Source organism: Clostridium sp. AN503, from assembly GCF_040719375.1.
GTDB lineage: Bacteria > Bacillota > Clostridia > Lachnospirales > Lachnospiraceae > Brotaphodocola.
Genome location: NZ_JBFDTP010000002.1, coordinates 2985020 through 3007697, shown reverse-complemented (window position 1 = coordinate 3007697; position 22678 = coordinate 2985020). Strand labels below are relative to the sequence as shown.

Genomic DNA, 22678 nt, shown 5'->3' with positions numbered 1-22678 from the left:
TGATTTTCCGGATTTGTCACGGAATCTGTGGAAGCCCTGAAAAAGCTGTGATATACTGGAATTATCAGATGTGGCAACAGGTGAGATGGGGATGATCTTATGAAAATATGGAACAACCGTTTCTGGATGAAAGAAGGGAAAATGAAAGAGGCTGAGCAGGAAAATACGCAGCGGAACCAGGATTATCTGCGTTTTATCCATTCCACGGAACTTCCGGAGCTTCGCAGCGGTAAGCTATGGTGTTTATATGATGTTTATAATGTATTTGCCATGGATGGGGGAAATGATTGCCAGATACAGACGGCACAATGCCTTGCAGATCTGCTGGATTCCATCAATGTAGGGAAAATGCTGGAACTGGAAAAACAGTTCCGCCAGATGAGTTGGACTTACGATGGCCAGAACCGTTCCTGTGATTGGAAGCAAGTTGACATTTCAGGGGAGCGTTTTTCGTTTTTAAGCGGCAGACAATATGCGGCTGTGTTGAAATTCGGTACCTTTCATCCCGATGGATATTTTCGGCAGAGGTGTTTGGAACGGCTGGCAGGACAGGCTGACGCACTGCCCTACCTTGTATTGCGGTTAAATGACTGGGTCCAGCCAATTCGGGAGAAGGCGGCCTGTCTGATGAAGCAGCAGATGGAGTATTGCAGTATTCCGGAGCTGTTCCGGGCCATTGTGTGTATGGAGCGGGTGAAATATTCCCGTAGACGGTCCGCGGCGGCGGTCAGGGAGCTGGAGGAGCTGATCCGGCTGAATCTGTTAAAAAAGGCAAAGGATATAGATCTCGATGAGGTCAGGACCTGTGAGACAGCAGTGAAAAACGCTGTATACAGAATGGTAAGCACAGAGCCTGTTTTGCTGAAGGATCAGATGGACCGGCTTTTGAGACAGGAAAAGGACGGCTATGGAAAGAAGCTTTTGATCCGGGGGATTTTGAATAATTATGCTCCTGGCATACCGGAACTGGAACAGTATCTTGGGGATAAGAGCGTTTCTGTGAAACTGTGCGCGATGGAATACCGATATCAGAAGACGAAGGATGCCTGGCCTGGACTGGAACAGATGCTGCTTGACCGATCTGGAAAGATCCGCAGCTATGCCGCTATGATCCTGTGCCGCCATACCGGGATGCAGATCCATGATTTTTATGTAGAGCAGCTGGAGAAAAAGCCGACGGCGTCGGTCATCCTTGGCATCGGTGAGTGGGGGACAGAGTCCGATGCAGACCTCATCACGGCGTTTCTGGAAGGGGAAAAGGAACCACTTGCCGCGGCCGCGATGACTGCGGTCGGAAAGCTCTGTGGAGACAGGATGGAGGATCTGTACTGGAGCTATTTATTTGACAGGAGACCTTCTGTGGCAGCGAGAGCTTACAGAAATATAAAAACCTGGAGAATACGGTACGGAGCGGGCATTCTGTATGAAGCCTGTCTGGCATGCCCGGATCCGGTGATCCGCACGTATCTGATCAAGCTTTTACTGATGGAGGATTCCTGGAAGAGGCTTCCGTTTTTGCTGAGGCTCTACCAGACGGAAGATCTGGAACTGCGTGAAATGATCCACAAAAGGGTGGATAAGCGAAATCCTTATGCGGTTCTTGGACGGACGGAGGAGACGTTGATTCGCCAGGCTCTGGAGGAAACGGCGGATCAGCTTCCGCGGGATCTGATCCAGGGAATCGAGCTGGATTTAAGACATCTGGCAAAACGGTAACTGTATTGACCGGCATACGCACTGGAGGTGCTGTATATGAGGAAAAAGAGGACTGACGGCAGAACCGGTATCGGAAAACGCATTCTGGCAGGAGGTTTGAGTCTGGCTGCAGCCCTGTGCCTGGCGTCCTGCGGGGCAGAAAACGGGGCAGAGACAACCGGCGCTGAGGGTGTGCAGGAGAAACAGCAGGTAAGGCCCGGAGGAGAGGCAGCCCGGCAGGAGGAAACTCAGCCTGCGATCGTGGATGGCGTCCAGCTGGCGGCAGGGTATGGGATTTTCTCTGCGGGCCAGCCGCAGGTTTATGTCATGAAAAAAGAACCAGAGCCGATCGAGACGGACGGCGCGAAAGCCTGGCTTCTGTCTTCCATATATCAGGACGGACTTTTCCGGCTCTTAGTGATGGTGGAGGATCGTTCTGTCACAGAGATCTCCAGGGAAGAGGCTGAGAAGCTGGAGGTTGAGGACGAAGACCAGGGAATGCAGATAAAGCGCATGGGGGAAAGCTGGGGGCCTGATTATTTTCCGATCGATAAGGAACAGGGGATTTATGGGCGCAGCAGCTTTCGAGGTAAAAGCAGGATACAGGAGCGGGAGTGAGGACAGTGAGGGAAATGCCCTGTATACCATAACCGGTGCAGGGATCCCCGGCGGCAGTTTCTCAGGAAAAGAGATTTGGAGCTCACGGAATTATAAAAGCTATCTGACGTATGGATCCGTGACCCACAACTTTGCATTTTACACGGAGGACATGAAGCTGGAAACCGACGGGCCGGAGGGAAGCTACCAGATAAATATCCCCGGCTTTGAAGAAAGTTTTTCCATCGAGTTTGAACAGGCGCCGTCTTACCCGGACGCAGAGCATATTCCGGGGATGGTGATCAAAGACGGGATCGGACTTATGGCTATGGGAGAGTGGACCGAAGACGGCCTGGCGGTGACGACATATACCTGGTCCGACGGAACCGCAGGGGTGACGCCTGAAGTTTCCGGACTCAAGTGCGAGGCCGATGGCAGGACCGGGAAAGGAAAGCAACTCCGGTTTCAGGCCAACCGGAGCGGTTATGGATCGCCCCGGGAGTTTTTGAGCAGAATGGAGGGGCGGGCAAGGACCACATTTTACTATGAGATCCCCGAGCAGTTTCAGGCGGGGGAGTTCTATCTGGAAAGCAGCGGGGCAGCTTTCTGCGCAGAGCAGAATTGGAGCAGTCCGAATGGCTGACGGTCCCGATCCCCGAAACATGGACAGAGCTGGATCTGACAGCGGAACTTGAAGATTGTGCCATTACCATTATCTCAGCCGAAAAAGAGGAGGAGCCAAGGAGCTTTGGAAACGGAGGGGAAGATGGAAAAGAGGAATTCCGCCCCTGCGTGAGCCTGGGGGTTATGGTGACCCGGAAGGAAGGTACGGATAAAGTACTTCAATATGTGCGGATTGTCCAGGAAGAAGAACATCCGGACAATCCAAATTATGACCGGTGGGCGAAAGGTTCTTATCGGAGCGGAAGACTGGCCGAGATCCACGCCTATTATAAAGAGGGGGATCAGGAACTGAAGCTGCGGTTTGAAAGTCCCGAATATGCATGGTACGAGGCGTTCCGGCTGCCGGTACAGATGAAGGCCGCCGGAAAATGATGCGGCTGCCGGTTGTATTTCTCCTGCATTTTCTTTATAATGGATACAAACGGCGGCAATGACGGACCGTTTCAGGAAAATGGGGAATACATATGGCGGATAAGACAAAATACAAACTGGCTGCTTCCATCCGGGAGTGTATGAAGACTACGCCGGTGGACAAGATCACAGTGAAGGATATCGTGGAAGGCTGCGGGATGACCAGACAGACCTTTTACCGGAACTTTAAGGACAAATACGACCTGATCAACTGGTATTTTGACAAGCTGGTGCTTCAGTCCTTTGAACAGATCGGTATGGGCAATACGGTGGGGGAGAGCCTGACCCAGAAGTTCGAGTTTATTTTAAATGAAAAGGCATTTTTTACGGAGGCATTCCGGTCCGATGATCATAATTCCGTGAAGGAGCATGATTTTGAGCTGATCCTCCAGTTTTATAAAAATTTGATCGCCCGCAGACGGAGCCGGCCTCTGGGTGAGGAACTGGAATTCCTGTTGGAGATGTATTGCCGCGGTTCCGTGTATATGACGGAAAAATGGGTGCTGGGAGGCATGAAGGATTCGCCTGCGGATATGTCCCGCAAGCTGGTGGATGCCATGCCTCCGAAGCTGGAAGCGGTGTTTTCAGAACTGGGGCTGGTATAGGGGCAGGACTGTGAATGATGTTCCTGACTAAAGCAGGCGGACGGTCTGGAGGAATCGGTAAACTGCACAAAACGCACTGGTATATTTAACCAAAAATAAAAGGAAAGTGACAGATGGAACCGTTTGTCACTTTCTTTTTTGCATAGGGATTGTTAAAATCATGTCAGAAGCAAAAAGACGGGGGACCGCAGGACAGTCCTCCAGCAAAATGCAAAAAGGAGAGTAAGATCATGGCAAACAGAATCGTATTGAACGAGACTTCCTATCACGGCGCAGGCGCCATCCAGGAGATTGTGGCAGAGGTGGAAAAAAGGGGCTTTAAAAAGGCTTTTGTCTGCTCCGACCCGGATCTGGTGAAGTTCCAGGTGACGAAGAAAGTAACGGATATACTGGATGGGGCAGGGAAAGCTTACGAGCTGTACTCCGATATCAAGCCGAACCCGACCATCGAGAATGTGCAGACCGGCGTAGACGCATTTAAGGCATCCGGTGCGGATTATATCATTGCCATCGGCGGCGGCTCATCCATGGATACTGCAAAGGCCATCGGTATCATCATCACCAATCCGGAGTTTGCCGATGTAAGAAGCTTAGAGGGCGTTGCCCCGACGAAGAACCCGTGCGTGCCGATCCTGGCCGTACCGACCACCGCAGGCACCGCAGCGGAGGTTACCATCAACTACGTGATCACCGATGTGGAGAAGAAGCGGAAGTTCGTCTGCGTGGACACCCACGATATCCCAGTTGTGGCATTTGTGGACCCGGAGATGATGGCCTCCATGCCGAAGGGCCTGACCGCATCTACCGGTATGGACGCCCTGACCCACGCCATCGAGGGTTACACCACCAAAGGCGCCTGGGAGATGACCGACATGTTCAACTTAAAGGCCATCGAAGTCATTGCCAAATCCCTGCGCGGGGCGGTGGATAACACTCCCGAGGGACGGGAAGGCATGGCGCTTGGACAGTATCTGACCGGTATGGGATTTTCCAACTGCGGACTGGGTATCGTGCATTCCATGGCCCATGCGCTGGGGGCAGTCTATGATACCCCTCATGGCGTAGCCAATGCGATCCTGCTGCCGACGGTCATGGCTTACAATGCGGACGCCACCGGTGACAAGTTCAAATACATCGCAAAGGCCATGGGCGTGGAAGGCGTCGATGACATGAGCCAGGAGGAGTACCGCAAGGCGGCTGTGGACGCGGTGAAGCAGCTTTCCCAGGATGTGGGCATCCCGGCGGACTTAAAGGCGATTGTAAAAGAGGAGGATATCCAGTTCCTGGCAGAGTCTGCAGTGGCGGACGCCTGCGCTCCGGGCAACCCGAAGGATGCGGGGCTTGAGGATATCATTGGACTTTATAAGTCTCTGATGTAAGAAACATATAAGCTGCCAGGGTGCGGCAGATCCATATGATGTGCAGAGTTGGTGTACAGGACTGATGTTCAGATTATAAAATAACAGAATAGCTGCCGTAAATCCAATACGGTCTGTCGATATACAGATGGATTTCATTGGATTTGCGGCAGCTTTTTCATTGGCGGTTGACAAGGCAATTCCCCGACAGTAAACTATAAATATGACAAAACGAAGACGGGTTTTAACGTAAAGGAGGGCGCAGAATGGCGGATCGAGGAAGTATGAGGATAACCTGGCTGGGACATTCCTGTTTTAAGGTAGAATTCCAGGGGTATGCAGTGATCTTTGACCCATATGAGGATGGAAGGGTGCCTGGGTTTAAGCCGCTCCGGGAGACGGCGGATCTGGTACTGTGCAGCCATGAACACGGTGACCACAATTTCCGGGCGGGCATTGAACTGACGGATCATGGGCCGTTGCCGTTTCAGGTCACAGAGATTGCCGCATTTCATGATGACCATCATGGGGAGCTGCGGGGGAGCAACACGATCCGTATCCTGGATGACGGCTGCTTAAAGGTTGCCCATCTGGGTGACTTGGGATGCGGGCTTAACGAGGATCAGGCGGCGCAGCTTGAAGGGCTGGACGCGGTTATGATTCCGGTGGGAGGATTTTATACCATCGATGCGAATCAGGCCAAAGCGCTTGTAGAGCGGATCAAACCCAGGGTGGTGATCCCCATGCATTACCGCAGCGAAACCTTTGGCTATGACGTGCTGGGGACGCTGGACGCGTTCACGGACCAGTGCGACCTGGTGGTGGAATATCCGGGCAATGGGCTGGAGCTTACAAAGGAGACCGAGCCCCATACGGCTGTATTAAAATACGAATGACAGAAGAAAAGACTGGGAGGATAAGACGGTGGAGCAGAAGGGCATGGATATCGATACGGATATAATAGAAAGGCTGGCATCCTGCCAGAAGGTGCTCGTAGGGCTGGGCGCGGAGTGGAAAGCAAAAGGGTTAAGGGACGGCGTTTCCGGTAGGCAGCAGCTCCTTTCAGCATACGAGGTTCTTTACAAACTGATAAAGGATAAGGATTATTTCATTGTCACCATGGCGACGGACGCGCTGATCTATGAGTCATCGCTGGGAAGCCGGACGGAAATGGCGGTGGATGCAGACCGGAGAGCGGAAGAAGAGGCCTCATGTCCATCTGCGGATGAAAAGACCCTGGCCCTGATGGATAAGATATTTCCTGTTCCGCAGAAGCCGGGGGATACCCGGTGGCAGCGTATCGTGGCCCCCTGCGGCAATGAGACCTGGCGGCAGTGTTCGGCGGCTTGCACGAAGGACATCTGGGAGCCGGGAGAGATCCCGGAGGATATCTGTCCTCACTGCGGAGCGTCTCTGACCGGGAACACCATGGAAGCGGATGTTTATATCGAGGAAGGCTATCTGCCCCAGTGGAACCGCTACACCAGATGGCTGACGGATACCCTGGGAAAGGAGCTGGTGATCCTGGAGCTGGGCGTTGGTTTTGCGAATCCGGGCGTTATCCGGTTTCCCTTTGAGAAGACTGCATTCTTTAACCAGAGATCATTTATGTACCGGGTCAATGAGAAATTCCCCCAGATCACCCGGGAACTGTCGGGACGGGCCGTTGGGATCGGGGAGAATTCCGTGAAGTGGGTGGAAAAGCTGTGCCCAGAAAGCGGCAGAAGATAAAATACTTTGACATATGGACTTCCCGGCTTGCTGACAGCTATTGAGCCATCAGGCCGGGATACAGGGCCGGGATGCAAAAGTAAAAAACGATTGTTAGTGAATTAAAAAAATAATATACTAAACACAATCTTCGCTGGAGATTCCATCCGGCAGGGTTCTGATAAATTCTATATTTATCAATACCGCAGATTTGCGGGAAATTTCAAAACTAACAGGTATATGAACGGAGATAGGAAAAGACAGGGAGGGATGCACTTGTAATGTAGTATTGCAATTATGAAGGAATATCAAGTATAATAAAAGGAGAAAACGTATGAGTGATATTGCATATCAAAACAAAGAGAATCAGCATATCTGATCCATCAGGATACAGAGTGTATTTATCGCAAACTGGACGAGAAGACCTGTTTGGGGGAGCGGCTTGGCGAGGAAGATCTGATGCAGCTTATGATCCTGCCGCTTACAGTAAAAGGGATCCAGGAGAAGCAGGTTATGATCGAAAGAGCCGTAGAGCTTGCGCGGCGGATTCCGGAGCGGGATCAGACACTGCGGGCCCTTGCGGGGATACTGACATTCTCTGACAAGGTGATTGATGAAGGCTATCGGAATCGCATAAAGGAGGAGATGAGGATGACACAGATTGGACAGATGATATTTGCAGACGGGGTGGTGGCCGGGAAGGCAGAAGGGGAGGAATGTTTTGCAGCTTTGACGGAGCGGTTGATTCGGGAGTCCAGAATGGATGATTTAGAGAGGGCGATCAAAGACCGGGAATACCGCGCGGTTTTATACCGCGAGTACGGGATCAAGCCATAGAGAGAACACGGGATCGGGCCATAAAGGACAGGAATGCGCGGGAAAAGGCATAATTCGCGCATCCCCCATTGAGAAATCTACAATCTTGTGATAAACTGTTGAAATAAAACGGGATCAGATCAGCAATCCACGATTTTTTGGAGGAGACCAATGATAGCGATAATCGATTATGATGCAGGAAATCTAAAGAGTGTGGAGAAGGCATTGGCGGCATTGGGGGAGCAGCCGGTGATCACCAGGGACCGGGACACGATCCTGGCAGCGGACAAGGTGATCCTGCCGGGGGTCGGTTCCTTTGGGGATGCCATGGGCCGTTTGGAGAAATACGGCCTGGTGGATGTGATCCATCAGGTAGCAGAGAACCAGACACCGTTTCTTGGGATCTGCCTGGGACTGCAGCTTATGTTTGAGCGCAGCGATGAGTGTGACGGCGTGAAAGGTCTTGGGCTTTTAAAGGGAGAGATCTTAAAGCTCCCGGACTGTGAAGGGCAGAAGATCCCGCACATGGGCTGGAATTCCCTGTCTATCCGCCCCGGGACCAGGTTGTTTGCGGGGATCGATGACGGGGCTTACGTGTATTTTGTACATTCCTATTATCTGAAGGCGGAGGATGAGGATGTCGTGGCGGCAACCACCGAGTACGGCGCCCACATCCATGCGGCGGTAGAAGCCGGGAACCTGTTTGCCTGTCAGTTCCATCCGGAAAAGAGCAGTGAAGCCGGACTTTTGATCTTAAAAAATTTCATCAGCCTGTGACGGATAAGGCAGTAAGGAGCAGCATATGTTTACGAAAAGGATCATTCCCTGCCTGGATGTCCACAACGGGCGGGTGGTAAAGGGCGTCAATTTTGTGAACCTGCGGGATGCGGGGGATCCGGTGGAGATTGCCGAAGCCTACGACAAGGCAGGGGCGGATGAGCTGGTGTTTCTGGATATTACAGCCTCCTCCGATGCGAGGGAGACTGTGGTGGATATGGTACGACGGGTGGCGGAGAAGGTGTTTATCCCGTTTACGGTGGGCGGGGGCATCCGCACGGTGGAGGATTTCCGCAGGCTGTTGCGGGAAGGCGCCGACAAGATATCCATCAACTCCTCAGCCATCAATACGCCGGAGCTGATCTCAAACGCGGCGGAGAAGTTCGGCAGGCAGTGCGTGGTGATAGCCATTGACGCCAGAAGGCGGCAGGATGGTTCCGGCTGGAATGTGTTTAAGAATGGCGGCCGGATCGACACTGGACTGGACGCGGTGGAGTGGGCCATGAAGGCGGATGCGCTGGGGGCGGGGGAGATATTGCTGACCAGCATGGACTGTGACGGGACGAAGGCCGGATATGACAATGAGCTGACGGCTCTCATTGCGGACAGCGTATCGGTTCCGGTGATCGCTTCCGGCGGCGCGGGGACCATGGAACATTTCTATGACGCCCTGACAGTGGGAAAGGCGGATGCGGCGCTGGCGGCTTCTCTGTTCCATTATAAAGAGCTGGAGATCCGGGACCTGAAGCGTTATCTTAAGGGGCGTGGGATCGCTGTGCGGCTGTAAGTGTGCAGGATGCAGGCAGGATCTCAAAGGAAGCCCGCAAAAGCTGCAGGAAAAAGACGCAGGGCCGTTTTGCACGGCAGTGTGAGAATACGGAGGACAAATGACAGATGGGAGCCATTGCAAATGACTGGCTGGCGCCTCTTAGCGCCGAGTTTAAGAAACCATATTACAAGAAGCTTTATGAGACCATTAAGCAGGAATACAGCACGCGCCAGGTGTTTCCTGACGCCAATGATATTTTCAACGCGTTTGAATTTACACCTCTTTCCCAGGTTAAGGTGGTCATTTTGGGGCAGGACCCTTACCATAACGTGGGGCAGGCCCATGGGCTGTGTTTTTCCGTGAAGCCGGATGTGGAGATCCCACCGTCTCTGGTGAACATTTATCAGGAGCTTCATGACGATCTGGGGTGTTATATACCCAATAATGGATATCTGGAAAAATGGGCAAGGCAGGGGGTCATGCTCCTCAATACGGTGCTGACTGTCCGCGCCCATGCGGCCAATTCTCATCGTGGGATCGGATGGGAGGAGTTTACGGATGCCGCGATCAGGATACTCAATGAACAGGACCGCCCCATGGTCTTTATCCTCTGGGGGCGTCCGGCGCAGCTTAAAAAGACCATGCTGAACAATCCGAAGCACCTGATCCTGGAGGCGCCTCATCCCAGTCCGCTGTCCGCGTACCGGGGTTTTTTCGGAAGCAGGCCGTTTAGCCAGACCAATGCTTTTTTAGAGGCAAACGGTCTGACGCCCATTGACTGGCAGATAGAGAATAGATAGGAGCGTAATGAGACTATGGATTTTATAGAGTTTTTAAAGGTTATAGTGCTGGGGATCGTTGAAGGTTTTACGGAATGGCTCCCCATCAGCAGTACCGGGCATATGATCCTGGTGGATGAGATCATCCATTTAAATGTTACGGCAGAATTCATGTCCATGTTCCGGGTGGTGATCCAGCTTGGGGCGATCCTGGCTGTGGTCGTTTTGTATTTTCGGAAGCTGAATCCGTTTGATCCCGGCAAGACTGCCGGGCAGAAGAGAGGGACGGTCCTGCTGTGGGTGAAGATCGTGGTGGCCTGTGTGCCGGCGGCTGTATTCGGGCTTTTGCTGGATGACTGGATGGACGCCCATCTGTACAATGGATACGTGGTGGCGACTACACTGATCGTTTACGGTATCCTGTTTATCCTGCTGGAAAACAGGAACCAGTATACGGAATTTCCGATCCAGCGGACGTCACAGATCTCTTATCAGACGGCGCTCTATATCGGCCTGTTCCAGGTGCTTTCCCTTGTGCCGGGAACATCCCGTTCCGGTTCAACCATACTGGGAGCGATGATCTTGGGATGTTCCCGCGGGGCAGCTGCGGAATTTTCGTTTTTTTTAGGGATACCGGTGATGTTTGGCGCAAGCCTTTTAAAGCTGGTGAAATTCGGGTTTCATTTTAAGGGGATTGAGATTTTTTATCTGATCACCGGAATGCTGATCGCGTTTGTGGTATCGGTGTACTCGATCAAATTCCTGATGGGTTATATCAAGAAAAATGACTTTAAGCTGTTCGGCTATTACCGGATCGTGCTGGGTGTGATCGTGCTGGCATATTTTACGGTGACGGCGCTGATGGGCTAGGGAAAGGCTGTGTTATATGAAGATAAATAGACCTCTGACCAGAAACGGGCGGTTTCTGCTTCTGGCTCTGGTTCCGATCTACTTTATTGTTGTGGGATTTTTTTTGCAGCCGGTGGATGAGATATGGAGAGGGCTGGTTGCCATTGTACGGGAGCCGGACTTTCTGATCACGGATTATTTTGTGATCGGAGGCGTAGGGGCCTCCTTTATCAATGCTGGTATTCTGACGCTGCTGAGCATTGGGATCGTGTATGGGCTGGGGATGGATCTGGATGGGCATACCATTACCTCCAGCTTCCTGATGTTTGGTTTCTCATTGTTTGGAAAAAATGTGTTAAACATCTGGCTGATCCTGCTGGGTGTTTTCCTCTATGCCAGATATCATAAGACTTCTGTATCCAGGTATATCTATATTGGGTTTTACGGGACAAGCCTGTCGCCGATCATTACCCAGGTAATGCTGATCGGGGAGATGCCGCTGTTGGCGCGGATGGCCCTGTGTGCATTTACCGGGATTACGATCGGGTTCGTACTGCCGCCCTTAGCTACCCATGTGCATTTTGCCCACAAAGGATATTCTCTTTATAATGTGGGATTTGCAGGCGGGATCATTGCGACGGTGGTCGTGTCAGTATTCCGTTCGTTTGGACATACGGTGGAGTCCAGGCTTATATGGTCTACGGAGAGCAATACCATGTTCATCATTCTTCTGTCGGTACTGTTTGGCGGGATGATCCTGTACAGCCTGCTTACAGACCGGACAGCATGGAAGGGATATAAAAATATCATTAAGTCTTACGGCCTTGGCGGTACGGACTATTATAAAGCCGAAGGCGGCGCTCCGACTCTGATCAATATGGGCGTGAACGGCCTGGCGGTCATGTGGATCGTGGTGCTGACCGGCGCGCATTTAAATGGACCGACGATCGGGAGCATCTTTACGGTGGTGGGGTTCAGCGCCACGGGCAAGCATTTGAGGAATATCCTGCCGGTCATGTTTGGAGTCCTGTTCGCCAGCCTGTTTAAGAATTGGTCGATCACGGATCCGGCGGTGACACTGGCGCTTCTTCTGTCTACGACCCTGGCACCGATCGCAGGTGAGTTTGGAGTGATCGCGGGGGTGATTGCAGGATTTTTGCATTCCTCGGTGGCCCTCAATGTGGGGATCGTGTACGGGGGGATGAACCTGTATAATAATGGGTTTGCAGGGGGTATTGTGGCGATCTTTCTGGTGCCGGTGATCCAGTCGATCAGAGACAGGAGAGCGCGGGCACGCGGAGGATTGTCCTTGTAAAATGGCTGGCATGGCCGCGGGGGTGTTTTAGGGGGGACGTCCGGGAAGGGGCGCCGGGGGCTGGTCTGCGGGGGGGGGATCGCTGTTTGTCGTCGGTGGGAAACTCTAAGGTCCTGGCGGCGGAGAAATCGGGGCACCAGGGACAGTCGAACCGAATTCTTGATGAATTCGCCTCTCCCGTCCCTTCGCAGCCTGACGTTGTGCGTCAGACTGCGTCCCCGCTTTCTCCACCGCCAGGACCTAAGTGTTTCCAACACCTCCGCAAGATGCGATTCCACCTCCGCAGCCCAGCCCCCGGCGCCCCTTCCCGGACTGTGCTCTGGCAGCCGCTGCGGGATGCGGCGCGGAGGGAGTTGCGTGCGGGAGGGTGAGACGGTAGAGGGAACGATCACTTTTGTTCTACTGGAAATTTATCTTCATTCGTTAAAAAAAGGGATGGTGATTCGATTTCAGGAGGGTTCCCGCATTACTGGTTATGCGGAGGTTTTGGAAGTGTATAATGATTTGTTGAAATGTTGATTTTTATGGGTAGCAGGAAAGGAAGTTTAATTGAACAATCGTGATTTCACACAACATTTCATACGGGCTTTAGAGAAAATTGGCGTTGGGGATTATGAAGCTATAAGGATTGTGGTAGAACCTGTTTTTGAAAAGGGAAAATGGACTGCCCAAACTTATGATGAAATAATGAAACTGCAAATATTACCTCGAAAAAGAGTGTTGTCATTTGAAGAAGCAGTGGGCCTGTTTACTTTTTGGGAGGGGTATTATCCTTGTTGGATCGCTGTAAGCATGGTAGATAATCAAGTTTATTTGCGTACAAGCCTGCGGATGAGAAAATCAAATCGTGAGGATGATATTTATCCGTTTAGGGTGGAGGGAATATCGTGATCAAATATGAGGTTTTGTTTTTGATAGTTGGTATTATTTTTTAAATGGGTTGGCGGCAGCAGTGTGAACTATGAAAGGATTTTTATTCAGCAGGAGGATGGGGATATGGGGCTTGATCTATACGCCGGAACATTGACGAGGTATTATTCACATAACTGGAAAACAGTTGCCCAGCAGTTTGCTGAGGCGAATGGTCTGAATTTCCAGACGATTAGACCTCAGGAGGATGCGGATGATGAACTTTCTGTGGATGAGATAAAGGGTGTAGTGACACAATGGCAGGACAGTATTATCAAAGGTCTTGACTTGGATCCGGAGCTATTATGGAATGAAGATTATGATGTTACACCGTATTATACGGACAAGCCTGACTGGGATGCTCTCAATGCATTATTGGTTTATATTGCGGCAAAATATAGCGATAAAGAAGTACCTGCTACGGTGGACAAGAATTTTGATGTTTATGAACATCCGGTTGTTAAAGAGTTTCTTGAAACCAGGGATTTTAAGCTGACGCTGTTTGATGGAAACGGCTGGTGGCTTCCCATTAGGAAGAATATTATATTCGATTATGTTTTGCCTAATTCGGAGGAAAGCCCCCTGGCGACAAGTTCCCTGCTCCTGGCAGAGCTTAAACGGTATAATGAGTTTGAGTGGAATGCGGACCGGGATACGATCATTTCCTGGAGCCAGACGGAAGGATATCCGGTTGATGCAGTATATGGGCGGGAGACAGGATATAAAAAAACTGCCGTACATAAGGTCTATGAAACGGAATCGTTGGCAAAATTTGCGTTTTCAATTCTGTGGCAGGCAGCCGAGTTTTCACTTGCCCATGGCGTGGTTGTGCTGTTTGATTTTTAAGGAAAAATTTTCGGAAATCCAGAAAAGACTGACTCTTGCGGGAAATATCGTGATATCGGTAGGATTTTTTGACCACAGTGACGTTACGGATGCGTGGGATGATCACGTCAAACAAATGCTGGATCAGATGCATCTGCAGAAAATCGACATGGCCGACGGTATATACGTGATAGACGTTGGCGGTTATGTGGGAGAGAGCACGCGGCGCGAAATCAGTTATGCACAGTCTAAAGGGAAACGGGTAACTTTTTATAGTTCAGACAAAGATCGTCTGATGAAATGAAGGACTGACAATTCCTGACGGAGTATAGTATAAAAAATCGAAAGCAATCAAAAGGGGAGCAGATATGGCGGTTTCCAATATAAAAGTCACGTTTCCGTGTGATATCCATACAGTCTGGAAAGTTATTACAGATGTTGCGCATAGTACATGGCGTAGTGATGTAAGCAGGACAGAAGTTTTAAATGAGCGGCAGTTTGTGGAATACACAAAAGAAGGTTACGCGACTACTTTTACGACTACAGTCTTAGAACCCTTCCGGCAATGGGAATTTGATATGGAGAACAGCAATATGAAAGGGCACTGGACAGGTGTTTTTAAAGAAAAAGACGGGTGGACGGAGATTGAATTTACGGAGGACGTAACGGCAAAGAAGGGTTGGATGAGGCCGCTTGTCCGTGGATTTTTGAAAAAACAGCAGAAGAGATATGTTTCTGATCTGCGAAAAGCCCTGTCAGATCAGTAAATAAAAGGATGGAGGACAGACATGGACCAGGCAAAGGTAATGCAATTTTCGGCAAGGGAGGATTTTCGGAAATGGCTGTGTGAAAACTGCCAGTCCACAGACGGTATCTGGCTGCTGTTTGGCAAGACGGGCGGGCCTAAAACAATGAAGGCGGGAGAAGCGCTGGAGGAAGCTTTGTGCTTTGGATGGATTGACGGTCAGATGCAGAGCATTGATGAGAAAACCTATAAAAAGTATTTTTCTATGCGCAGGGAAAACAGCAAGTGGTCTGAGAAAAACAAGGGGATTGTGGAAAAGCTGGAGCAGCAGGGGATTATGACCGAATATGGCAGGGCAAAGATCGACGAGGCTAAGAAGAATGGTCAGTGGGACGCGCCAAAGGCTCCTGCGGTGACCGGGGAGCAGATTGATTCTCTGGCGGTTCTGCTGAAAGAGTATGACCCTGCCTATACGAATTTTATGTCCATGTCCCAGTCCGTGAAGAAAACCTACACAAAAGCGTATCTCGACGCCAAGACGGATGCGGGACGTGAAAAACGCTTTGCATGGATGGTAGACCGGCTGAACCGGAATCTTAAGCCCATGTAAGCATGGCTCTGCCATGAAAAAGGCGGCATTGCCGTCAATTGGAACGTGGTTTTATAAGATACCCTTCAGTTCCATAAGGCTATGGACCTGCATACATGCTGTCGGGGGAGTAAGATCCTGCCGGTTCAGATAACAGGCGTTCCACCCGCAGTTTAATGCGCCGCGGATATCAGCCGTCATGCTGTCACCGATCATAAGAACTTCGTTTGCAGAATACCCGCTTTCGTGTAAGCAGTACTCAAAAAAACGCGGGTCGGGTTTTTCATAGCCGATTTCATCTGACACGAAGACCCTTTGGAAATAATCAAGGAATCCGGACTTTTTCAGCCGTTTTATCTGCATGGACCGTATTCCGTTTGAGGCGCAGAAAAGGGCGTATCCTGCGTGATGGGTATATTCCAACAGCTCGTTCGCGCCGTCAACCGGTTCGGTCAGATTACCGAGTTCTTCCGTAAGCAGTTCCATAAACAGCTCTGCCGCATCCGGTATGCCCATCTTTTCTGCCATGCCAATGCTGCGCTTTTTGATCACCTGTGGGATCGTAAGCGTTCCCTGCTTTTGTTTTGTCCACAGTACGTCATCCAATTGGCGGTAGGATGCGAGCAGTGCTTCGGAGAAGGGTACGCCCATACGTCGGCATATGTTTTCAAGGGCAGTCCTACTGCATTTGCCATAGTCAAATATCGTGTCATCAATATCGAAAAATAAAGCTTTCACCAAGGCCATTCTGCCTTACCTCCAAATCTTTTTTGAAATTATAGCATGCAAGATTAAGAATAACAATCCCCCAAATATATGCAATGTGTATAAAAACCATAAGTCTAATATATGCAATTCATATATTGACTGCTCAAATAAGGTATGATATATTATCCTCATGAAATAATCTTGTACAAAATTGTTATCTTAACGGAGCATGATTTGGAAGCAGATTATTTTATAAATAGTCATATATAATGGGTGTTACTCTTCAGGCATGACCAGGTAAGAATGTTTATGTGTTCTTAATGGCGACTGGAGAGTTTTTTGTTATCAAACGAGTACAGTCTGGGGCGGGGGAGAAGATGAAGGGGATAAAAAAGATCAATAACAATGTGTTATTGTGCCGTGACGGGAATGGGCAGGAAGTCATCGCAATGGGACGCGGACTGGGATTTGCGCCGTTGCCGCGGGAAGTGCCGCTTTCGGAAATAGAGCGCACATTCTATCAGGTCAACAGCCGCTATATAGATTCCCTGCAGGACCTGCCAAAGGAGGTGATGGATTTTTGCGCGGATATGATGGATATTGTTGCGTCGCAGATCCCCTGTGAACTGAGTCCCAATGCGGTGTTTACTCTGGCAGATCATATGGCATTTGCACTGGAACGTATGCGCAGGCATATGTATATCCGGATGCTGCCGCCCTTTGACCTCCAGCATCTCTACCCGGATGAATGGCGGTCAGGGAAGTATATCTGGGAACGGGCGTGCAAAGAATTCGGGGTACAGCTCCCTAAAGAGGAGATCGTGGGGATCACCATGAACCTGATCAATTCACGGGTAGGCGAGAGTGATGGGAAGAAAAATGACCGTTTAGAAGAGGATGCGCGGATGCTGGATGATATCACCCATATCATAGAATCCCGGTTCCGGGTCATTATCGACCGGGAGGGATTTAATTATTCCAGGTTCGTGACTCATATGGAATATCTCTTTCAGAGGATCCACAGGCACGAGAGCGTTGCCAGTGATAACCTGCAGATCTATGACACGATGATAAACGGATACCCGGATATTGCAGCCTGTGTGGATAAGATCGCGGCACACATTGGAAAAGCGTGGGGCTGTTCGTTGTCTGAGGAAGAAAAACTGTATCTGATGCTGCATATTAACCGTATTTGCAGCAAAGAAGGATTGTAACTGTAAAGAAGGATTGTAACTGTTTTAGTAGGAGCAGGCATGACCTTCGGTAAAATAAGAACGCGGGGATAATGAACCGCAGGCTTATTTTGACCGGGGGTCTTTTTGTTTCATAAACCATAAGGAGGAAGAAAAACATGGCAAAGTTGAACTACGAAGAAATCGCAGGGCGGATCGTAGAAGAAGTGAAGAAGGAGAATGTGGTGACCGTATCCCACTGTATGACGCGGCTGCGTTTTTCCGTGAAAGACAAATCCATCATCGATCAGGATAAGATCAAGGCGATTCCCGGGGTGATCGGGGTGGTGTACGCCGGAGGACAGCTTCAGATCATCATGGGGGAGCATCTGGTCAAAACCTATGAGGAGGTTGTAAAGCAGAACAACTTTGAGGCAGTCGGAGTGGTTGGGGAAGACGGAGTGAAGCCGGAACGCAAAAAAGGGATCGCCGGGGCGGCCGGAAGCGTTCTGGAATATGTGGTAGCCTGTGTGACACCGCTGATCCCTGCCATGATCGCCGGCGGTATGTTAAAGGTTGTGGTCATGCTGCTCTCCAAAACCATCGGTGGTTTCGACGCAACAAGCACCTATGCCATCTTAAGCTGGATCGCTGACGCGCCGTTTTACTTTATGCCGATCATCATAGCCTACGGCGGAGCGAAAAAGCTGAACGCTACGCCCGTGTATGCGATGATCGTTGCAGCCACGCTGCTGACCCCGGCATGGGGGACTATGGTGGGCGCAGGCGAGGCTGTCACGCTGTTTATGTTCCCGGTCAAGCTGGTGACGTATTCGAGTACCCTGCTACCGGCGCTGTTGATCGCGCTGGTAGCCGCCCATCTGGAAAAATGGTTTGACAGAGTAGTGCCGGGACTGCTTAAGAACCTGTTAGTCGGAATGCTGACTGTGGGAATCACCGGAATCCTGGCGTTTGTGATCCTTGGCCCCATCGGCGCATATGCAGGTTCTGTTGTAGCAAGCGGATTTTTATGGCTGGGCGATACAGTGCCGTGGCTTGGGACCGGCGTGCTGGCGTTCTTCCTGCCATGGCTGGTCATGACCGGTATGGTATATGCGATCACTCCGTTTATGGCGTTAAATATTTCTGAGTTAGGCTTTGACAAGGTGCTCCGTCCGGCATATATGTGCCACAACATGGCAGAAGCGGGAGCAGCGATCGGCGTTGGACTAAAGGCAAAGGACCCGGAGTTTAAGGCGCTGGCCTTCTCGGTGGCCTTCCAGTGCCTGGTGGCCGGTGTGTCGGAACCGGCGATCTACGGTGTGAACTTAAAACTGAAGAAACCGATGATCGCGGTTATGATCGGAGGCGCGGCGGGAGGCGTGGTATCCGCCTGGCTGGGCGCTACGGCGTATTCCATGGGCTGGTCCAATATCTGGGCGATGCCGATCTTTATGGAAACCATACCGGCGATGCTGGCGGGAATCGCCACATCGATCGTGGTGGCGGCCCTGATGGCATTTATTATTGGATTTGACCAGAACGAAGCACATTTATAATCTATGTTAGGAGCGATGTCAGATGAATCAGATCAGCAACGATTTTTTATGGGGAGGCGCCGTGGCAGCCTGCCAGATCGAGGGTGCATATGATGCGGATGGACGTGGACTTTCCACGTCCGACATCCATGCGTATGATCCGGATATGAACCGGAAAAAGGTAAAAGAGCGCGGCGGGACGATGGAGAAGATCAAATGGGCGATTCAGGACAAAGAGGGGTATTACCCAAAACGTACAGCGATCGATTTTTACCACACCTATAAGGAAGATTTGAAGCTGTTAAAAGAACTGGGGTTCAAGGCGTTTCGGACCAGCATATCCTGGTCGAGGATCTTCCCAAACGGAGACGAAGCGGAGCCAAATGAAGCCGGTCTGCGGTTTTATGACAACCTGATCGACGAGATCATCAAAAATGGAATGGAACCGGTCATCACCATGTATCACTATGACATTCCTTTAGGCCTGGTCCTGAAGTACGGGGGATTCGCCAACCGCAGGGTGGTGGATTTTTATGAAAACTATGCAAGGATTCTCTTAAACAGATTTAAGGGCAGGGTCAAATACTGGATCGTGTGCAACCAGATCAACTACGTACCGGTTGTAAAATTCGGCTCTCTTGGAATCTATGACGACCAGACCACCCCGGACAAGATGGAGGAGCTGGTTTACCAGGCGGTGCACAATCAATTTATCGGCTGCGCTCTGGTGAAAAAAGCGGCGCAGGAAATCGATGCCGGGTTCCAGATCGGTACCATGATCTCCAGCGAGATCTATTACCCCGCATCCTGCAAACCGGAGGATGTTGTATTTACGTTAAAAAAGAACAGGATGCAGTATTATTTTACGGATGTCCAGTTCAGAGGGAAGTACCCGGGATATGCGCTCCGCTATTTTGAAGAAAATGGGATCGATCTGAAGATGCTTCCGGGAGATGAAAAGCTCCTTCAGGAGTATACTATGGATTATCTTGCGGTCTCTTATTATTACACAAAAATACTGGATGCCGAAAAGAATACCATGAAGCCCTTTGACGGCCTGCAAAACCCCTACCTTGAGCCGACCCCCTGGGAGTGGAGAGCGGATCCGCTGGGCCTGTATTACTCCCTGTCCGAATACTGGGACCGGTATGAAAAACCCATCCTCATTGCGGAAAACGGGTTCGGCGCCATGGATCAAGTGGAGGAGGACGGACGGATCCATGATGATTACCGGATCGCGTTTTTGCGAAAGCATATTGAGCAGATGAAGGAGGCCATAAAGGACGGCGTGGATATCTTTGGGTATTTGAGCTGGGCGCCGATCGACATGATATCCAGCTCCAGCAATGAAATGTCAAAGCGGTATGGTTACATCCATATCGATCAGGATGATCTGGGCAATGGGACGAAGGAGCGGAGAAGAAAGGATTCCTTTTACTGGTATCAGAAAGTCATAAGGACAAACGGCGGGGAATTATGATGAAAAAGTTTTCTGTTTTGCTGGTCCTTTTGTCAGCTGCCATTTGGGGATGTATCGGCGTATTCGTGCGGCATCTGACTTCCCTCGGATTCAATGCGATGCAGATGACGGCTGGAAAATGCCTGATCAATGCAGCCATGATGCTGGTGCTGATCCTGGCCACGGGCAAAGACCGTCTGAAGGTGTGCCGGAAGGATTTTCCGTATTTTCTGGCAAATGGGATCTTAAGTATTTTTGTATTCAACACGGCGTATAACATGGCAGTCACAATGATATCCCTTTCGGCGGCGGTGGCCCTTCTCTATACGTCTCCGGCCTTTGTCATGATCCTGTCCGTCCTGTTTTTTGGTGAGAAATTCACAGTCCGAAAAGGGATCTGTCTTGTATTTTGTGTTGCAGGCAGTGCGCTGGCATCCGGGATCACCGCGGGGATCGATGTCAGCGCTGCCGGGATCGCCGTCGGGCTTGTGGCAGGCATTGGTTATGCGCTGTACAGTATTTTCAGCGGTGTGATCCTGAAAAAGTACCATCCGTTTACCAATGTCTTTTATACGTTCCTCATCGCCGGGACTGCGGCGGCCCTCACCTGTGATATGGGCGAGGCGGTGAGGCTGTGCCTGGGTTCACGGGAAGCCATGTTCTGGATGGCTGCATCCGGGGTGGTCACCAGCTTTTTGGCTTATGTTTCCTACACCTTCGCCCTGCGGTATCTAAGACCCAGCAGAGCTGCGATCATCGCGTCCGTGGAGCCGGTGGTGGCGACCCTGGCCGGGGTGTTTCTCTACCATGAATCCATGAGCACGGCGGGAGTCATCGGGATCGCTATGGTATTGTCAGCGCTGGTGCTGTCCAACCTGCCCGCACAGCCGGACAGGCAGAGTAAAGATCAGGAGGTATGAACATGAAGCTGTTAGATAAGCTTTTAAAGAAAAATCCGGGCTGCGGACAGAGGGAGACGGGGGTGCTCTATGCGCCGGTCACAGGAACGTATATCCCTCTCTCCGAGGTCAGGGACGAGGTGTTTTCACAGGGAATACTGGGAAAAGGGTGCGGGATCGAACCGGCGGAAGGAAGGGTGACAGCCCCTGCGGACGGCATTGTCTCTGCCGTGGCATCTACAAAGCACGCCATAGGGCTTACGCTTGAGACTGGAATGGAGGTCATCATCCATGTAGGCATCGACACCGTGAACCTGAATGGAAAAGGATTTACCGTGAAGGCGTCAGAAGGAAAGCGTGTAAAATGCGGAGAAACGCTGCTCTTATTTGATATGGATACAATACGGAAAGCGGGGTATCCGGTGAGTTCCGTATTTGTAGTGACGAACTGCGCCAATTTTCCCCATATGCAGATGAAGGTCGGCAGTATGTACCGATGCGGCGAAGCTATGGGAAGCCAGGGGATCTAGACGGAGGAAGGGAGTTCTTTTGTTACGCTCCGTATGGTCACTTTTCTATAACTGTATTCTGTAAAAAATATGCCTGCCGGTATTTTTCGGCAGGCACAGATATACATGATAAAAATTGTCTGATGTCAGACCGGGATCATTCCCTGTTTTTCCTTCTCCTTGGGATAAAGGGAGGGAACAGGCCCAGCTTGCATCCAATTATATGGAATAAGAAAAAGCTGATAACAGCTACCGCCGCTTTGATATAAATGGTATATTGTTCATCATAGCTTTCTGCGCTTACAAAATTAGAACCACTTTTCCCGCTCATATCCAGGTAAAAATCAGTGCGGCTCAGTTCCTGGGAGGCTTCAATCTGGCTAAGAAATTCAGTATCAGCGGACAGATCTGCTTTTACTACTTTTCCCACAGGCATAATATAAAAATCGTCTTCAAAATTCCTCTGCATTGCATCGTTGTTAATGCAGGCAGCGATCCGTTCTCCAGAAGGAAGTTCCAGATTAAGCAGGTAATGATCCCCGAAATACCCGGTATCAGCAATCATAACAGAGCTATGACCAACTTTTACGGTAAACGTATCGTGGGAAAGCAGTTCATCCACGTTCTGTGCGCGGTAAACATCATCACCGGCGATTCCCCCGATATCGCCATCTGCCACTGTATGTGCCTCCAAATACTTGTCATAGAGCGCAGAATAAAAGACAGGCAAAATTTTTTCTGTACCAAATACCATCAATGCAGCCAGTAAAAAACAAATCAGCATATCAAATCGTAATTTATAAATTCTCATGATCCACCTCTTTCGTTTCATTTAATACTTTGCAGTATCGTAACTTAAAAAGCCGCAGAGGTTCCTGACAATTTATCCTTATTTAACCCTGCTTATATTAACTATATAATACAGGCGCTGTTTTGTATTGTAAAATATCGTCCGAACTG

At 50.4% G+C, this 22678-nt stretch carries 26 protein-coding genes; 24 read left to right on the top strand and 2 right to left on the bottom strand.

Translation table 11 applies throughout. The features are described 5' to 3' along the window. The first annotated feature begins 99 nt into the window (after nt 1-99). The 19 genes from AB1I67_RS21285 (at nt 100) to AB1I67_RS21195 (ending at nt 15454) form a co-directional block, all read left to right on the top strand. Nucleotides 100-1716, top strand: coding sequence for a hypothetical protein (locus AB1I67_RS21285; protein WP_367032286.1), 1617 nt, complete (start codon nt 100-102; stop codon nt 1714-1716). 36 nt (nt 1717-1752) lie between these two features. Further along, the gene (locus AB1I67_RS21280; RefSeq protein WP_367032284.1) at nt 1753-2313 is read left to right on the top strand and encodes a hypothetical protein; all 561 of its coding nucleotides are present in this window, start codon (nt 1753-1755) and stop codon (nt 2311-2313) included. Next, nucleotides 2264-2935, top strand: coding sequence for a hypothetical protein (locus AB1I67_RS21275; protein WP_367032282.1), 672 nt, complete (start codon nt 2264-2266; stop codon nt 2933-2935). Before AB1I67_RS21280 ends, AB1I67_RS21275 begins: the two co-directional genes overlap by 50 nt. Beyond that, nucleotides 2914-3348 carry a hypothetical protein gene (locus AB1I67_RS21270; protein WP_367032281.1) on the top strand — a complete coding sequence of 145 codons (435 nt, stop codon included), beginning with the start codon at nt 2914-2916 and terminating at the stop codon, nt 3346-3348. Before AB1I67_RS21275 ends, AB1I67_RS21270 begins: the two co-directional genes overlap by 22 nt. Nucleotides 3349-3440: 92 nt before the next feature. Next, nucleotides 3441-3992 (top strand): TetR/AcrR family transcriptional regulator C-terminal domain-containing protein, encoded by a 552-nt coding sequence (locus AB1I67_RS21265; protein WP_367032280.1) that lies wholly within the window; start codon nt 3441-3443, stop codon nt 3990-3992. A gap of 230 nt (nt 3993-4222) precedes the next feature. After that, nucleotides 4223-5371: a lactaldehyde reductase gene (gene fucO, locus AB1I67_RS21260; protein WP_367032278.1), complete on the top strand. Its 1149-nt coding sequence runs from the start codon at nt 4223-4225 to the stop codon at nt 5369-5371. A gap of 245 nt (nt 5372-5616) precedes the next feature. Beyond that, nucleotides 5617-6246, top strand: a complete 630-nt coding sequence (locus AB1I67_RS21255) for an MBL fold metallo-hydrolase (protein ID WP_367032277.1) — start codon at nt 5617-5619, stop codon at nt 6244-6246. Nucleotides 6247-6274: 28 nt separating this feature from the next. After that, a complete protein-coding gene (locus AB1I67_RS21250) occupies nt 6275-7081 on the top strand; it encodes a hypothetical protein (protein WP_367032275.1) in 807 nt (268 codons plus the stop codon). 408 nt (nt 7082-7489) lie between these two features. Then, a complete protein-coding gene (locus tag AB1I67_RS21245; protein ID WP_367032274.1) occupies nt 7490-7897 on the top strand; it encodes a hypothetical protein in 408 nt (135 codons plus the stop codon). A gap of 150 nt (nt 7898-8047) precedes the next feature. Further along, nucleotides 8048-8653: an imidazole glycerol phosphate synthase subunit HisH gene (hisH, locus tag AB1I67_RS21240; protein ID WP_367032272.1), complete on the top strand. Its 606-nt coding sequence runs from the start codon at nt 8048-8050 to the stop codon at nt 8651-8653. Nucleotides 8654-8678: 25 nt separating this feature from the next. Beyond that, on the top strand, nt 8679-9440 hold the full coding sequence (gene hisF / locus AB1I67_RS21235) for an imidazole glycerol phosphate synthase subunit HisF (RefSeq protein ID WP_367032271.1): 762 nt from the start codon (nt 8679-8681) through the stop codon (nt 9438-9440). A gap of 107 nt (nt 9441-9547) precedes the next feature. Further along, nucleotides 9548-10222, top strand: a complete 675-nt coding sequence (locus AB1I67_RS21230) for a uracil-DNA glycosylase (RefSeq protein WP_367032269.1) — start codon at nt 9548-9550, stop codon at nt 10220-10222. A gap of 15 nt (nt 10223-10237) precedes the next feature. After that, on the top strand, nt 10238-11071 hold the full coding sequence (locus tag AB1I67_RS21225; RefSeq protein ID WP_367032267.1) for an undecaprenyl-diphosphate phosphatase: 834 nt from the start codon (nt 10238-10240) through the stop codon (nt 11069-11071). Nucleotides 11072-11087: 16 nt separating this feature from the next. Beyond that, nucleotides 11088-12365 (top strand): DUF1576 domain-containing protein, encoded by a 1278-nt coding sequence (locus tag AB1I67_RS21220; RefSeq protein WP_367032266.1) that lies wholly within the window; start codon nt 11088-11090, stop codon nt 12363-12365. Nucleotides 12366-12914: 549 nt separating this feature from the next. Beyond that, nucleotides 12915-13256, top strand: a complete 342-nt coding sequence (locus tag AB1I67_RS21215) for a hypothetical protein (protein ID WP_367032265.1) — start codon at nt 12915-12917, stop codon at nt 13254-13256. Nucleotides 13257-13361: 105 nt separating this feature from the next. Beyond that, nucleotides 13362-14120 (top strand): hypothetical protein, encoded by a 759-nt coding sequence (locus AB1I67_RS21210; protein ID WP_367032262.1) that lies wholly within the window; start codon nt 13362-13364, stop codon nt 14118-14120. Beyond that, on the top strand, nt 14110-14403 hold the full coding sequence (locus tag AB1I67_RS21205) for a hypothetical protein (RefSeq protein ID WP_367032260.1): 294 nt from the start codon (nt 14110-14112) through the stop codon (nt 14401-14403). Before AB1I67_RS21210 ends, AB1I67_RS21205 begins: the two co-directional genes overlap by 11 nt. 64 nt (nt 14404-14467) lie before the next feature. After that, nucleotides 14468-14866 (top strand): SRPBCC family protein, encoded by a 399-nt coding sequence (locus AB1I67_RS21200; RefSeq protein ID WP_367032259.1) that lies wholly within the window; start codon nt 14468-14470, stop codon nt 14864-14866. Between the two features lie 21 nt (nt 14867-14887). Beyond that, nucleotides 14888-15454 carry a YdeI/OmpD-associated family protein gene (locus AB1I67_RS21195; protein ID WP_367032258.1) on the top strand — a complete coding sequence of 189 codons (567 nt, stop codon included), beginning with the start codon at nt 14888-14890 and terminating at the stop codon, nt 15452-15454. A 51-nt stretch (nt 15455-15505) separates the two neighbouring features. Here the strand turns inward: AB1I67_RS21195 and AB1I67_RS21190 are convergent, their stop codons facing one another. Then, complete coding sequence (locus AB1I67_RS21190) at nt 15506-16180, bottom strand: YjjG family noncanonical pyrimidine nucleotidase (protein WP_367032257.1); 675 nt, start codon at nt 16178-16180, stop codon at nt 15506-15508. A 338-nt stretch (nt 16181-16518) separates the two neighbouring features. Here AB1I67_RS21190 and AB1I67_RS21185 point away from each other — a divergent pair, with 338 nt between their 5' ends. The 5 genes from AB1I67_RS21185 (at nt 16519) to AB1I67_RS21165 (ending at nt 21739) form a co-directional block, all read left to right on the top strand. Beyond that, on the top strand, nt 16519-17355 hold the full coding sequence (locus AB1I67_RS21185) for a PRD domain-containing protein (RefSeq protein WP_367032255.1): 837 nt from the start codon (nt 16519-16521) through the stop codon (nt 17353-17355). A gap of 137 nt (nt 17356-17492) precedes the next feature. Next, nucleotides 17493-18872, top strand: coding sequence for a PTS transporter subunit EIIC (locus AB1I67_RS21180; RefSeq protein WP_367032254.1), 1380 nt, complete (start codon nt 17493-17495; stop codon nt 18870-18872). 22 nt (nt 18873-18894) lie between these two features. Next, entirely contained in the window at nt 18895-20331 is a 1437-nt protein-coding gene (locus tag AB1I67_RS21175) for a glycoside hydrolase family 1 protein (protein ID WP_367032252.1), read from the top strand. Further along, nucleotides 20328-21230, top strand: a complete 903-nt coding sequence (locus AB1I67_RS21170) for an EamA family transporter (RefSeq protein WP_367032251.1) — start codon at nt 20328-20330, stop codon at nt 21228-21230. The genes AB1I67_RS21175 and AB1I67_RS21170 overlap by 4 nt, the downstream gene beginning before the upstream one ends. A gap of 2 nt (nt 21231-21232) precedes the next feature. Then, nucleotides 21233-21739 carry a PTS glucose transporter subunit IIA gene (locus AB1I67_RS21165; RefSeq protein WP_367032250.1) on the top strand — a complete coding sequence of 169 codons (507 nt, stop codon included), beginning with the start codon at nt 21233-21235 and terminating at the stop codon, nt 21737-21739. A gap of 136 nt (nt 21740-21875) precedes the next feature. On the opposite strand, the gene AB1I67_RS21160 is transcribed toward AB1I67_RS21165, so the two are convergent. After that, nucleotides 21876-22529 carry a hypothetical protein gene (locus AB1I67_RS21160; RefSeq protein ID WP_367032248.1) on the bottom strand — a complete coding sequence of 218 codons (654 nt, stop codon included), beginning with the start codon at nt 22527-22529 and terminating at the stop codon, nt 21876-21878. Nucleotides 22530-22678: the final 149 nt, after the last annotated feature.